This is a genomic window from Aeromicrobium choanae (genome assembly GCF_900167475.1).
Classification (GTDB): domain Bacteria; phylum Actinomycetota; class Actinomycetes; order Propionibacteriales; family Nocardioidaceae; genus Aeromicrobium; species Aeromicrobium choanae.
In genome coordinates this window covers 630,350-642,850 of the sequence record NZ_LT796768.1, presented here as the reverse complement: position 1 = coordinate 642,850, position 12,501 = coordinate 630,350, and the positions used below count along the sequence as shown (strand labels likewise).

13 protein-coding genes and 1 tRNA gene are annotated in these 12,501 nt (G+C 70.6%); 6 read left to right on the top strand and 8 right to left on the bottom strand.

Going from position 1 to position 12,501, the window contains the following annotated elements; all coding sequences use genetic code 11:
* Positions 1-4: 4 nt before the first annotated feature.
* Together B5D60_RS03090 and bcp are read right to left on the bottom strand one after the other, a co-directional pair.
* Positions 5-87, bottom strand: a tRNA-Leu gene (locus B5D60_RS03090).
* A 36-nt stretch (positions 88-123) separates the two neighbouring features.
* Entirely contained in the window at positions 124-600 is a 477-nt protein-coding gene (gene bcp / locus B5D60_RS03085; RefSeq protein ID WP_078698797.1) for a thioredoxin-dependent thiol peroxidase, read from the bottom strand.
* Positions 601-646: 46 nt separating this feature from the next.
* Here bcp and B5D60_RS03080 point away from each other — a divergent pair, with 46 nt between their 5' ends.
* The 4 genes from B5D60_RS03080 (at position 647) to B5D60_RS03065 (ending at position 2,945) form a co-directional block, all read left to right on the top strand.
* Positions 647-916 carry a DUF3618 domain-containing protein gene (locus B5D60_RS03080; protein WP_172806244.1) on the top strand — a complete coding sequence of 90 codons (270 nt, stop codon included), beginning with the start codon at positions 647-649 and terminating at the stop codon, positions 914-916.
* The gene (locus tag B5D60_RS03075; protein WP_078698795.1) at positions 916-1,236 is read left to right on the top strand and encodes a GroES family chaperonin; all 321 of its coding nucleotides are present in this window, start codon (positions 916-918) and stop codon (positions 1,234-1,236) included. The genes B5D60_RS03080 and B5D60_RS03075 overlap by 1 nt, the downstream gene beginning before the upstream one ends.
* Positions 1,233-2,351 (top strand): FUSC family protein, encoded by a 1,119-nt coding sequence (locus B5D60_RS03070; RefSeq protein ID WP_078698794.1) that lies wholly within the window; start codon positions 1,233-1,235, stop codon positions 2,349-2,351. The genes B5D60_RS03075 and B5D60_RS03070 overlap by 4 nt, the downstream gene beginning before the upstream one ends.
* 333 nt (positions 2,352-2,684) lie before the next feature.
* Positions 2,685-2,945: a hypothetical protein gene (locus B5D60_RS03065; RefSeq protein ID WP_078698793.1), complete on the top strand. Its 261-nt coding sequence runs from the start codon at positions 2,685-2,687 to the stop codon at positions 2,943-2,945.
* Between the two features lie 106 nt (positions 2,946-3,051).
* Here B5D60_RS03065 and B5D60_RS03060 read toward each other — a convergent pair whose 3' ends face one another.
* Positions 3,052-3,921: an HpcH/HpaI aldolase/citrate lyase family protein gene (locus B5D60_RS03060; protein ID WP_078698792.1), complete on the bottom strand. Its 870-nt coding sequence runs from the start codon at positions 3,919-3,921 to the stop codon at positions 3,052-3,054.
* Positions 3,922-3,931: 10 nt separating this feature from the next.
* The gene (locus B5D60_RS03055; RefSeq protein ID WP_078698791.1) at positions 3,932-4,981 is read right to left on the bottom strand and encodes an HpcH/HpaI aldolase/citrate lyase family protein; all 1,050 of its coding nucleotides are present in this window, start codon (positions 4,979-4,981) and stop codon (positions 3,932-3,934) included.
* 156 nt (positions 4,982-5,137) lie between these two features.
* On the opposite strand from B5D60_RS03055, the gene B5D60_RS03050 reads away from it, so the two are divergent.
* Positions 5,138-6,412, top strand: a complete 1,275-nt coding sequence (locus B5D60_RS03050) for an HNH endonuclease signature motif containing protein (protein WP_153302855.1) — start codon at positions 5,138-5,140, stop codon at positions 6,410-6,412.
* A 2-nt stretch (positions 6,413-6,414) separates the two neighbouring features.
* On the opposite strand, the gene arsC is transcribed toward B5D60_RS03050, so the two are convergent.
* The 4 genes from arsC to mobA are packed head-to-tail and all read right to left on the bottom strand — an operon-like array spanning position 6,415 to position 8,693.
* Positions 6,415-6,756, bottom strand: a complete 342-nt coding sequence (gene arsC, locus B5D60_RS03045; RefSeq protein ID WP_078698789.1) for an arsenate reductase (glutaredoxin) — start codon at positions 6,754-6,756, stop codon at positions 6,415-6,417.
* 14 nt (positions 6,757-6,770) lie between these two features.
* Complete coding sequence (locus B5D60_RS03040; RefSeq protein WP_153302854.1) at positions 6,771-7,901, bottom strand: molybdopterin molybdotransferase MoeA; 1,131 nt, start codon at positions 7,899-7,901, stop codon at positions 6,771-6,773.
* Positions 7,898-8,143 carry a DUF6457 domain-containing protein gene (locus B5D60_RS17010; protein ID WP_153302853.1) on the bottom strand — a complete coding sequence of 82 codons (246 nt, stop codon included), beginning with the start codon at positions 8,141-8,143 and terminating at the stop codon, positions 7,898-7,900. The genes B5D60_RS03040 and B5D60_RS17010 overlap by 4 nt, the downstream gene beginning before the upstream one ends.
* Positions 8,130-8,693 carry a molybdenum cofactor guanylyltransferase gene (mobA, locus tag B5D60_RS03035; RefSeq protein WP_078698787.1) on the bottom strand — a complete coding sequence of 188 codons (564 nt, stop codon included), beginning with the start codon at positions 8,691-8,693 and terminating at the stop codon, positions 8,130-8,132. The genes B5D60_RS17010 and mobA overlap by 14 nt, the downstream gene beginning before the upstream one ends.
* A gap of 66 nt (positions 8,694-8,759) precedes the next feature.
* Between mobA and B5D60_RS03030 the strand changes: the two genes are divergently transcribed.
* A complete protein-coding gene (locus B5D60_RS03030) occupies positions 8,760-12,461 on the top strand; it encodes a nitrate reductase subunit alpha (protein ID WP_078698786.1) in 3,702 nt (1,233 codons plus the stop codon).
* Positions 12,462-12,501: the final 40 nt, after the last annotated feature.

Sequence of the window (12,501 nt, the reverse complement as noted above, 5' to 3'; positions counted from 1 at the left end):
TCCGTGCCGGTGACAGGACTTGAACCTGCACGCCCGTGAGGACACCAGGACCTAAACCTGGCGCGTCTACCATTCCGCCACACCGGCAACTGGCCCCAGCGTAGGGCCGGGGCGGGCGACGCCTCAGGCGGCGTCGAGACCCAGGTCGCGTCGCAGCTTCGCGACGTGCCCGGTGGCCTTGACGTTGTACTGCGCCACCTCGACGACGCCCTCGGCATCGATCACGAAGGTCGAGCGGATGACGCCCTGGACGACCTTGCCGTAGAGCTTCTTCTCGCCGAACGCCCCGTACGCACCGAGCACCTGCTTGTCCGGGTCGGACAGCAGCGTGATGCCCAGGCCGTCGCGCTCGCGGAACTTCGCCAGCTTCTCGGGCTGGTCGGGGCTGATGCCCAGGACCTCGAAGCCCTCGGCCTGCAGGCGGTCGATCGAGTCGCTGAAGTCACAGGCCTGCTTCGTGCATCCCGGCGTCATCGCGGCGGGGTAGAAGTAGACGATCACGCGACGTCCGCGCAGGTCGGAGAGGGTCACCGACCTCCCGTCATCGGTGGGGAGGGTGAAATCGGGTGCCGGATCGCCGGGCTGCAGTCGCGTCGTCATGGGCACTATCCTGACAAGGCATCCCGCACCGATCGAGAGGACTCCCGTGGCACGAGGAAATCCGGACCCCGCCCAGACGTCCCCCGACGTGATCGTCGATGAGCTCGAGGTGCTGCTCACGCGGTTGAGCGGCAACATCGACGAGCTCGTCGACCGGGTCAAGCCCGGCAACGTCGCCAAGCGACAGGTGCAGCGCGTCAAGGAGTACTTCGTCGACGAGCAGACCGGACCGCGATTCGAGCACATCGTCCCGGTGGTCGTCGGCACGGTCGGCACGATCGCCGGCTTCGCGTTGCTGCGTCGACTCCTGAAGTGATGGACGCCAAGCTCCCGATCCGCATGCTGCACGACCGGCTCCTGGTCGCGCTCGACACGGAGGCCGGCGACCGCCGCTCGTCCGGCGGCATCGTCATCCCCGCCACCGCGGCGATGGGTCGCCGGCTCGGGTGGGCCCGCGTCGAGGCCGTCGGGTCCCAGGTCCGCGCGGTCGAGGTCGGCGACCGGGTGCTGTTCGACCCGGAGGACCGTGCCGAGGTCGAGGTCCGCGGCGAGAGCTTCATCCTGCTGCGCGAGCGCGACCTGCACGCCGTCGCGTCCCCGCGCATCGACGAGGGCCAGACCGGCCTGTACCTGTGACCACCAGCGACCGGCTCCCGTTCCGCCGGTTGCGCCTGCCCCACTCCGACGTCTCGGTGCGCGACCGCCTCGAGCGCGTCCGTCACAGCTGGCGGCTGCTGCTGCGTCTCGCGGTGGCCACCGGCGGGTCCTACGCGATCGCCACCTACGCCTTCGGGCACACGCAGGCATTCTTCGCCCCGATCGCCGCCGTCATCGCGATGACGGCCGGAGCCGGGCGACGCCAGCGCGTGGTCTTCGAGCTGGTGCTCGGAGTCGCCTTCGGCGTGCTCGTCGGGGAGCTGCTGATCCTGGCCATCGGTCGCGGCACCTGGCAGATCGCGCTCGTCGCCTCGCTGACCGCGGTGGTCGCGATGCTGTTCAACCTCACCGGGATGGCGCTCACGCAGGCGATCAACTCCGGCCTCCTGCTCGCGGCGGTGGTCCCGTTGGCCGGCGCGTCGAACCCGGCCATGACGCGCTTCATCGACGCCCTCGTCGGCGGCCTGTGCGGGTTCGCGATGATGCTCGCGCTGCCGCGCAACACGAAGCGCGACATCGACGAGAGCCTGCAGAAGCTGCTGGCCGGACTGGCCGAGGTGCTGGCGCACGTCGGCGACGCGATGCGCACGCACGACGTCGCGGTCGCCGAGAAGGCACTCACCGAGGCTCGCGAGACCCAGCCCGTCATCGAGTCGCTGCAGGCCACGGCCACGAATGTCAGCGAGATCGCCCGCCTCGCACCCATGCGCTGGAACCAGCGCGCCGACGTCGCTCGCTACGCCGGAAGCGTCAACGACCTGGACAACGCCCTGCGCGACGCGCGGGTGCTGGCTCGCCGCGTCGCCTCCATGCTGCGCCACGGGGAGCGGGCGCCCGAGCGTCTGACCGAATCCGTGGAGACCCTCGTGACCGCCGTGCGGATCTACGCCGACGAGTTCGCCTCGGCCGTGGACCTGGAGCGGGCGAACGAGCGGCTGGTCCACGCCTCCGACCTGGCGATGCACGCGATGGGCGACCGGCTCACGGTCAACACCGCCTCGATCGCCGCCCAGGTCCGGTCGCTGGCAGCCGATCTGCTGATGGCCGGGGGAGTGCCGCGCAGCGCCCTGGATGACCTCCTGGACGTGGACTGATGGAGCCGCGCCACCTGCTCGAGGAGCTGCGTCGACGTCTCGGACTACTCAGTCCGGAAGAAGATTCGCAGAAACACGCCGAAGAGACCTCGACAGAGGACGACTGAGTCCACTATCTTCGATGAGTCGCTTCGATCGGAGTGACACAGCACACAGCAGGAGGTGAGCCCCGATGACCAAGTTCTTCGCGCTCACGAACGCCCCCGGGCGTCGCTCCGTTGTGTTGCTGACCTAGTCGATTCTGTCGACACGTATCACCAGCCGCTTCGGACGCTCGTCCGGAGCGGCTCTTCTTTTGCCCACCCATCCCACGAATCAGAAAGGAGGCGCGTCATGACCACGACTCTCACCCACCTCATGCCCGCGAACACCACTGCCCCGACCACAGTCCCGAACCCCGGGACCGTCCACGCGGAGGCGACCACGGGAGAGGAGGTGACCTCCATGTCGTTGTTCGAGTTCAAGAGTCAGCCGCGACCGCGCGCCGACCTCGATCGAATCGTGGTCCTGGAACGGATCAGGCAGCGCCGACGCGCTGAGCGCCAGGCGTCAGCCGTCTACAGCCAAGTCTGGGGCATTCGCGCGAACCGGTGAAAACCGCCGGTCGAGTAGCTGGCGAGCGCAGCGAGCGGCGTATCGAGACCACGTCACGTGATCTCGATACGCCGCCTCGCAGGCTCGGCGGCTACTCGATCACGTCTCAGCGACCCTGCAAGGCCTCGGCGTAGGCCAGGATCCGCTTCGCGTCGCGGATGTGCAGCTCCTCGATCATCTTGCCGTTGTACGTGGCGACGCCCTTGTTCTCGGCGGCGGCCTCGTCGAAGGCGGCGATCATGCCCTCGGCGCGCTCGACGTCGGCCGCGCTCGGCGCGAACGCCTCGTTGGCCGGCTCGACCTGCGAAGGGTGGATGAGCGTCTTGCCGTCGAAGCCCATCTCGCGGCCCTGGCGGGCCTCGGCGGCGAAGCCCTCGGCGTCCTTGACGTCGTTGTAGACGCCGTCGATGACGACCTTGCCCGCGGCGCGGACGGCCAGCAGCGTCCACGCGAGGGACGTGAGGACGAGGGCGTTGCGCCCGGGCACGTGCAGGCCGTACGTCTCGTTGACGATGTCGTTCGTGCCCATGACGATCACCGTGAGGCGCTCGTGCGCGGCGGCGATCTCCTCGGCGTGCAGTAGCGCCTTCGGCGTCTCGATCATGGCCCACAGCTGCGTGGACTCCGGCGCGCCGGCGGCCTCGATGGCGGCGACGAGTTCGCGCACCTGCTCGGCCGACTCGACCTTGGGCACCAGGATCGCGTCCGGGCCGGCCTTGGCGGCGGCGGCGATGTCGTCGTCGTGCCACTGCGTGCCGATCGAGTTCACCCGGATGGCGAGCTCACGGTGGCCGTACTCGCCCGAGGTCACGGCGGCGCACACGTTGGCGCGGCCGGTGTCCTTCGCGTCGGGCGAGACCGAGTCCTCGAGATCGAGGATCAGCGCGTCGGCGTCGATCGACTTGGCCTTCTCCAGTGCGCGCTCGTTGGCGCCCGGCATGTAGAGGACGGAACGGCGGGGGCGGATCTGCGTCATCTCAGGCTCCTCAGAGGTCGTAGGCCGTGGCCAGGTCGGGATCGCGCTCGGCCAGGGACCGGGCCAGGTCGAGCATGACGAGGCACTGCTTGCAGGAGGCGTCGTCCTCCATCTTCCCGTCGATCATCACGGCACCGGAGCCGTCGCCCATCGCCTCGACGACGCGCTTCGCGTGCGCGACGTCCTCGGGGCTGGGGGAGAAGACCTTCTTGGCGATGTCGATCTGCACGGGGTGCAGGCTCCACGCGCCGACGCAGCCGAGCAGGAAGGCGTTGCGGAACTGGTCCTCGCACGCGACGACGTCCTTGATGTCACCGAACGGGCCGTAGAACGGGAGGATGTCGTTCATCGCGCAGGCGTCGACCATGCGCGCGATCGTGTAGTGCCACAGGTCCTGCTGGTACGTGGTGCGGCCGACGGTGAGGTCCTCGCCGGTCGGGTCCTGGCGCACGATGTAGCCGGGGTGCCCGCCGCCGACGCGGGTGGTCTTCATGCGGCGGCTGGCGGCCAGGTCGGCCGGGCCGAGGCTGATGCCCTGCATGCGCGGGCTGGCCGCGGCGATCTCCTCGACGTTGGCGACGCCCTCGGCGGTCTCGAGGATGGCGTGCACGAGGATCTGGTGGTCGAGGCCGGCGCGGGCCTCGAGCTGGGCCAGCAGGCGATCGACGTAGTGGATGTCCTGGGCGCCCTCGACCTTCGGCACCATGATGACGTCGAGCTTGTCGCCGATCTCGGTGACGAGGGTGATGATGTCGTCGAGGACCCACGGGGAGTCGAGGCTGTTCACGCGAGTCCACAGCTGGGTGTCGCCGAACTCGGTCGCCTTCGCGATGTCGACCAGGCCCTGGCGCGCGGCTTCCTTCTTCTCGGTCTTCACTGCGTCCTCGAGGTTGCCGAGGATGATGTCGACCTTCTTCGCGATGTCCGGCACCTTCGCGGCCATCTTCTCGTTGCTCGGGTCGAAGAAGTGGATCATCCGGCTCGGGCGGAACGGGACGTCGGAGCTGGGCTTCGGGGCGCCGACGGCGAGCGGACGCAGGAAGGCACGGGGATTGCGCACGGGAACTCACTTCCGTGGGAGTCAGGGTCGGGGCCAGTATGGCGCGCCGGCTCCGAAGCGGCGCGACGGGTCCGGAATCGGTGGCACCCGATGCTTGTTATGTTGGGCCCAATACGCTAGACTTGGCACATCAGTTCGAAACGGATCGGGGGATGCGTGGACGTCGTCGGTGGGCTCAGATCGGGGCAGCGGTTCCTGGCTGAAGCGCGCTCGCGCGACCTGGGTTCGCTGAGTCCCGAACAGTTGGCGGCCGAGACGGTTGCCCTCCACTCCCTCGAGCGCGAGGTCGGTGCGCTCAGGATGGCGCTGCTCGCTGCGGCGGACCAGAGGGATGCCCACCGCGCCACGGACGCACCGAACCTGACCGCGCTCGTGGCCACGGGGTCTGGTGTCACGCGGCGCGAGGCGGCGCGGGAGATTCGTCTGGCGCATCGGATCGAGGCGGCGCCCCGGGTGAAGGACGCGATGGCGGCGCCGGGCATGTCGACGGCCAAGGCCGCGATCGTGACCGACGCGCTCGACACGTTGCCTACCGGACTGACGGCGCAGCAACGCGATCAGGTCGAGCAGGACATGGTCGCCGCGGCGCAAGTGATGACCGCGGAGCAACTCCGCCGCAAGGCCCGCCGGGCCGTCGAGGTGGTCGACGTCGAACGCGCCGACCGGATCGAGAACAGCCAACTCCAGAGGGACGAGTCCGCCCAGCGTCAGCTGCGGGAGTTCTGGATCGGCCGGCCCGACGAGACCACCGGCCTGGTCCCGTTCGGCGGGAAGACGGACGCGGTCACCGCGGACATGCTGCGCGCCGTGGTCGAGTCCAAGACCAGCCCGCGCCGCCGCGCCCTCACCGAGACCGGCGTCGAGGACCCGCACCTGGAGCCGCGCGAGAAAGCCGGCGAGGCGTTCGCCGAGATCGTGCGCCACCTGCCGCGCGAGGGGTACGGCAACCACGGAGGCGTCGCCGCCACGCTCGTGGTCACGGTCGACGAGAAGACCCTGCGCGGTGAGACCGACCGGGCCGGCGTCACCGAGTTCGGCACCACGGTCAGCGCGGGCCAGCTCCGCAATCTCGCCTGCGGCGCCGGGATCCTCCCGGTCGTGATGAACGGGGCCAGCCAGGTGCTCGACGAGGGCCGAGTCAAACGCCACCACACGGCGGCCCAAAGGATCGCCCTCGCGCAACGCGACCAGGGCTGCGCATTCCCGCAGTGCGACCGGCCACCGGGCTGGACCGAGGCCCACCACGCGATCCCCTGGAGCGAACACGGCCAGACGAACCTCGACACCGGGGTCCTGCTCTGCTCACACCACCATCACCGCGTCCACGACGCCCACATCGCGATCAGGTTCAGCACCGACGACGGCACTCCCGAGTTCAGGCTGCACGGCCAGTGGCAGCGCAACCGCCGCTACCGACGCGTGGCCGCATGACGTCAGAGGATCTCGTCGACCGACTCGATCGGTCGGGCCAGACGTGTGCCCTTGTCGGTGACGACGAAGGGCCGCTCGACGAGCACGGGATGCTCCACCATCGCCGCGAGGATCTGCTCGTCGGTGGCGTCGGCGAGGCCGAGCTCGGCGTAGTGCGGGTCGCGCTTGCGGACGGCCTGGGCCGGGGTGAGCCCGGCGGCGGCGAACAGGTCGCGCAGCTGCTGCTCGGTCCAGCCCTCGTCCACGTACTTCACGATGGTCGGCTCGATCCCGGCCTCGCGGATCCGATCGAGCGTCTTGCGTGAGGTCGTGCAGCGGGGATGGTGATAGATCGTCGCGTCCACGACTCCGACGGTACTCACCAAACGCGGGGCAGCACGTCCAGCCGCTCGCCGGGTGCGATGCCCGAGCGTGGCACGACGGCGACGACGTCGGCCTCGGCCAAGCCGCGCAGCATGTGCGGTCGGCTGGTCCCGGCCGGGACGACACCGTCCGGGGTGCGCACGGCGGGGACGAGAGTGGTGCCGGCCCGGCCCTCGAAAGCCGCTCCCGCGACGGCCGCTTCGGGCTCGGGAAGGGCGCCTCCCGTGAATCCGGCGACCAGTGCCGGCACGAACGAGAGTGCCGTCAGCGCCGCGGCCAGGGGATTGCCGGGCAGGGCCAGCCAGGGTCGCCCGTCCGGCAGGACCGCCAGGGAGACGGGGTGCCCCGGCCGCACGTCGACGCCACGGAAGCGCACGTCGGCGCCGAGGGCCGACCAGGCGCCCTCGATCGGGTCGGCCGAGGAGTGACCGGTGCCGCCGGCGCTGACCAGGAGGTCCGCGTCGCTCGACCGCGCGGTGCGGGCCACGGCCGTCGCCTGGTCGTGGACGTGCTCGTGGTGCGCGGTCTTGGCGCCGAGTGCGGCGAGCAACGGGGGCAGCATCGGCGTCATCACGTCGCGCACCTGACCCGGCTGGGGGAGGCCCGATCCGACGAGCTCGTCGCCGGTGACGAGCAGGTGCACGAGCGGCGCGCGGCGGACCCCCACGTGGTCGTGGCCCGTGGCGGCCAGCACGGCGAGGCGCGCCGGGGTCAGCATCGACCCCGCGGGGACGATCACGTCGCCGAGCGCGGCCTCCTCGCCCGCGGGTCGCAGGTGCCGGCCGGGCGAGGGAGCTTCGCCGTGGAGCAGGTCGCCCTCGACCCGGCCGAGCTCGGAGGGCAGCACGGCGTCGGCGCCCTCGGGGGGAACGCCTCCCGTCACGATCGACCGGGCGCCACCGGGCGCGAGAGGGCCGTCGGACGTGTCGAGACGCCACGGTCCGTGACCGACGACGGCCCACCCGTCCATCGCCGAGGTGGTCGCGTGGGGAACGGGCCCGAGGGCGCACAGATCCTCGACGGCCGTGGTGCCCAGCGCCTCGGTGACGAGGAGCTCGATCACCTCACCCGGGCGGATCGAGGCCCTGGCGATCTCGCGGGCCTCGGTCCAGGACGGGTGGGTCACGCGAAGTCCTCGGCGGCGCGCTCGGCGCGGGCGATCAGGTCGGCGAGCCCGTCCCGGTCGGCGTCGGCCAGGCCGGCGGCGTAGCCGACGAGGAACGTGGTCAGCGGCGCGGCGGGTCGCACGACGGAGTGGGCCGCCGTGCCGGCGAGGTCCAGCAGGGCCTCGGGGTCGGCGTCGGGCGAGATGCCCAGCTCGGTCGTCAGGGCCTGCCACCAGCGTGCGAGCGTCTCATCGGTCGTCATCGGCGTACTCCTCCAGGTCGTCGGGGGTGTCGACGTCGGCGCCGGCCTCGGTGCTGACGGGGACGTCAGCCGGGTCGAGCCGGCCGATCAAGGATCGCAGGGAGAGACCTTCGGTGGGCTGCGACGCGACCGCGGCAGCCAGGTCGCTCGCGATGACCCGGCTCGCTGCCCACTGCCGACGACCCGAGGGGTCGACGGCCACCCGGTTGCCGGTGCCGTCGCGCAGGGCCGCCACGAGGAGGTCGGGCCGGACGTGATCGGCAGCGAGGACGAGCACCTCGTCGTCCTCGCCCGGAGCCAGCGCGGCCAGGCCGGCGGCCACCGCATGTGCGGGACCCGCGAACGGTGGGTCCTCCCGCACCCAGACGACCTCGCGGCCGAGATCGAGGTCGCGTCGTGGGCCCACGACGGCGATGGCCCCCGCGCCCGCGACGGCGTCGATCGCCCGCGCCAGCAACGGCCTTCCGTCCACGGGGACCAGGACCTTGTCGATCCCGCCCAGCCGGCTCGCCCGCCCGCCGGCCAGGACGATCGCGTGGAAGCGGGGCATGGCCTCATCGTGCCCCAGGTGACACGAGGGTTGCGTGTGACCCACCCCAGCGTCTTGGTTGGAGTCATGGCGAAGCCTCCCGATGGCCCCGCAAGCGCTGCACTGCTGCGAACCGGCCGCTTCTTCACGCGCTGGGACGAGACGGACGACGGAAGGGCGGTGTTCCGCGAGGGCGGACGCCGCGGCGACGTCTTCTACCGCGACCGCTGGAGCCACGACAAGGTCGTGCGATCCACCCACGGGGTGAACTGCACGGGATCGTGCTCCTGGAAGATCTACGTCAAGGACGGGATCATCACGTGGGAGGCCCAGCAGACCGACTACCCCTCCGTCGGACCCGATCGCCCCGAGTACGAGCCGCGCGGCTGTCCTCGGGGCGCTGCCTTCTCCTGGTACACCTACTCGCCGACCCGCGTCCGCTACCCGTACTCGCGCGGCGTGCTCCTCGAGATGTACCGCGAGGCCAAGGAGCGCCTGGGCGATCCGGTGCTCGCGTGGGCCGACGTGGTCGGCGACCCGGAGCGCCGCCGCCGCTACCAGCAGGCCCGCGGCAAGGGCGGCTTCGTCCGCACCAACTGGACCGAGGCCGTCGAGATGGTCGCCGCCGCACAGGTGCACACCATCAAGGAGCACGGCCCCGACCGGATCGCGACCTTCAGCCCCATCCCGGCGATGTCGATGGTGTCGCACGCCGTGGGCGCCCGCTTCACCCACCTCCTCGGCGGCGCGATGACGTCCTTCTACGACTGGTACGCCGACCTCCCCGTGGCGAGCCCGCAGGTGTTCGGCGACCAGACCGACGTGCCCGAGTCGGGCGACTGGTGGGACTCGACCTACCTGATGATGTGGGGCTCGAACGTGCCCGTCACCCGCACGCCGGACGCGCACTGGATGGCCGAGGTCCGCTACCGCGGCACGAAGGTCGTCACGATCAGCCCCGACTTCGCGGACAACACGAAGTTCGCCGACGAGTGGCTGCCCGCGCAGGCCGGCACCGACGGCGCGCTCGCGATGGCGATGACCCACGTCATCCTCAAGGAGTTCTTCGTCGAGCGCCGCGTGCCGTTCTTCGTCGACTACGTCCGCCAGTACACCGACCTGCCGTTCCTCATCACGCTCACGCCGAACGAGGAGCACGGCGGACTGGTGCCCGGGAAGTTCCTCACCGCGCGGGACCTCGGCGACGAGGCGCCCGAGGGTGCGTGGAAGACGGTGCTGATCGACGCCGCCACGGGCGAGACCGTCGTGCCGAAGGGCTCCCTGGGTCACCGGTACTCCGAGTCGGGGGAGGGCAACTGGAACCTCGACCTCGAGGGCGTCACCCCCGCGCTGTCCCTGCGCGACGCGAAGCTCGAGCCGGAGGTGGCCGAGGTGCTGCTGCCCTCGTTCGCCGGCCTCGACGGCGAAGGAGAGGTGCTGCGTCGCGGCGTGCCGGTCACGCGCATCGGCGACCGGCTCGTCACCACGGTGTTCGACCTGATGCTGGCCCAGCACGGGGTCGGCCGCCCCGACCTGCCCGGCCAGTGGCCGGCCGGGTACGAGGACGCCGAGTCCCCGTACACGCCCGCGTGGCAGGCCGAGATCACGAGCGTCCCCGCGGAGGCGTGCCTGCGCATCGCGCGCGAGTTCGCCACGAACGCCGAGGAGTCGGGCGGCCGTTCGATGATCATCCTCGGCGCGGGCGTGTGCCAGTGGTTCCACGCCGACGCCACGTACCGGTCGATCCTCTCGATGCTGCTCCTGACGGGTTGCATGGGCCGCAACGGCGGCGGCTGGGCGCACTACGTCGGCCAGGAGAAGTGCCGTCCGATCACGGGCTGGATCTCGCTGGCGAACAACCTCGACTGGAGCCGGCCGCCGCGCACCATGACGGGTACCTCGTACTGGTACATGCACACCGACCAGTGGCGCACCGACGGCTACCGGGCGGACGCGCTCGCGTCGCCGCTGGCCGAGGGGCACCTCTCCGGCATGCACACCGCCGACACGATCGCCCAGTCGGCGCGGATGGGGTGGATGCCGTTCTACCCGCAGTTCGACCGGAACCCGCTCGATCTCGCCGACGAGGCCCAGGCGGCGGTCGACGCCGGCACTGCCGCGGACGTCAACGACTACGTGGTGCAGCGGCTCAAGGACGGATCCCTCAAGTTCGCGATCGAGGACGTCGACGCCCCCGAGAACTGGCCGCGCACGCTCATGCTGTGGCGGTCGAACCTGTTCGGCTCGTCGGCGAAGGGCAACGAGTACTTCCTCAAGCACCTGCTGGGCACGCACTCGAACGCCGTGGCCGTCGACGGCGAGCCGGCCGTCCGCCCGAAGGACGTGGTCTGGCGCGACCAGGCGCCCGAGGGCAAGCTCGACCTGCTCGTCTCGGCGGACTTCCGCATGACGTCCACGACCTTGCTCTCGGACGTCGTGTTCCCGGCCGCGACCTGGTACGAGAAGCACGACCTGTCCTCCACGGACATGCACCCGTTCGTGCACGCCTTCACCCCGGCGATCGATCCGCCGTGGGAGTCCAAGACGGACTTCGACCTGTTCCACCACGTCGCCCGCAAGTTCTCCGAGCTCGCCAGGACCCACCTGGGCGTGCGCAAGGACATCGTCGCCGTGCCGATGCAGCACGACACCCCGGGAGAGACGGCGCAGCCCGGGGGCGTGGTGCTGGACTGGAAGCGCGGCGACGTCGAGCCGATCCCCGGACGGACGATGCCGGCGCTGCACGTCATCGAGCGCGACTACACGGCGGTGGCCGACAAGCTCAAGGCGATCGGTCCCCTGGCCGACCGGCTGGGCTTCGGCGTCAAGAACGTCACGTTCGACCTGTCGAAGGCGCTCGACATCCTCGCGAGGTCCGGTGGCGTGTTCGACTCGGGTCCCGCGGCCGGCCGGCCCGCGATCGACACGGACTCCAAGATGGCCGAGGCGATCCTGACCCTGTCGGGCACGACGAACGGCGAGCTGGCCACGCAGGGCTTCCACACGCTGGAGAAGCGGGTCGGCAAGAAGCTCGCCGACCTCGCCGAGGGGTCGGAGGAGAAGCGGATCACCTTCGCGCAGACCCAGGCGGCGCCCGTGCCGGTCATCACCTCCCCGGAGTGGTCGGGCTCCGAGACCGGCGGCCGGCGGTACGCGCCCTTCACCGTCAACGTCGAGCGGCTCAAGCCGTGGCACACGCTCACCGGGCGGATGCACTTCTTCCTCGACCACGACTGGATGCGCGACCTCGGCGAGGCGATGCCGATCTACCGGCCACCCCTGGACATGAGCCGACTGTTCGGCGGGCCGCGCCTGGGCGACAACGGCGAGCGCGAGATCACGGTGCGCTACCTGACGCCGCACTCGAAGTGGTCGATCCACTCCGAGTACCAGGACAACCTGCTGATGCTGTCGCTCTCGCGCGGTGGCCCGACCGCGTGGCTCAGCCGGGAGGACGCCGCCGCGATCGGGGTCAGCGACAACGACTGGATCGAGTGCTCGAACGCGAACGGCGTGTTCGTGTGCCGGGCGATCGTGACGCACCGCCTGCCGGAAGGCGTCACCTTCGTCCACCACGCGCAGGAGCGCACGATCGACGTGCCGAAGTCGGAGTTCTCCGGCCGCCGCGGCGGCATCCACAACAGCGTGACCCGGGTGCTGGTCAAGCCGACGCACCTCATCGGCGGCTACGCGCAGCTGTCCTACGCGTTCAACTACCTGGGTCCGACCGGCAACCAGCGGGACATCATCGCGACGATCCGTCGCCGTTCGCAGGAGGTGACGTACTGATGTCCGAGCGCAGCGAGGAGGTAGAGCAGGTCGCTCTGCG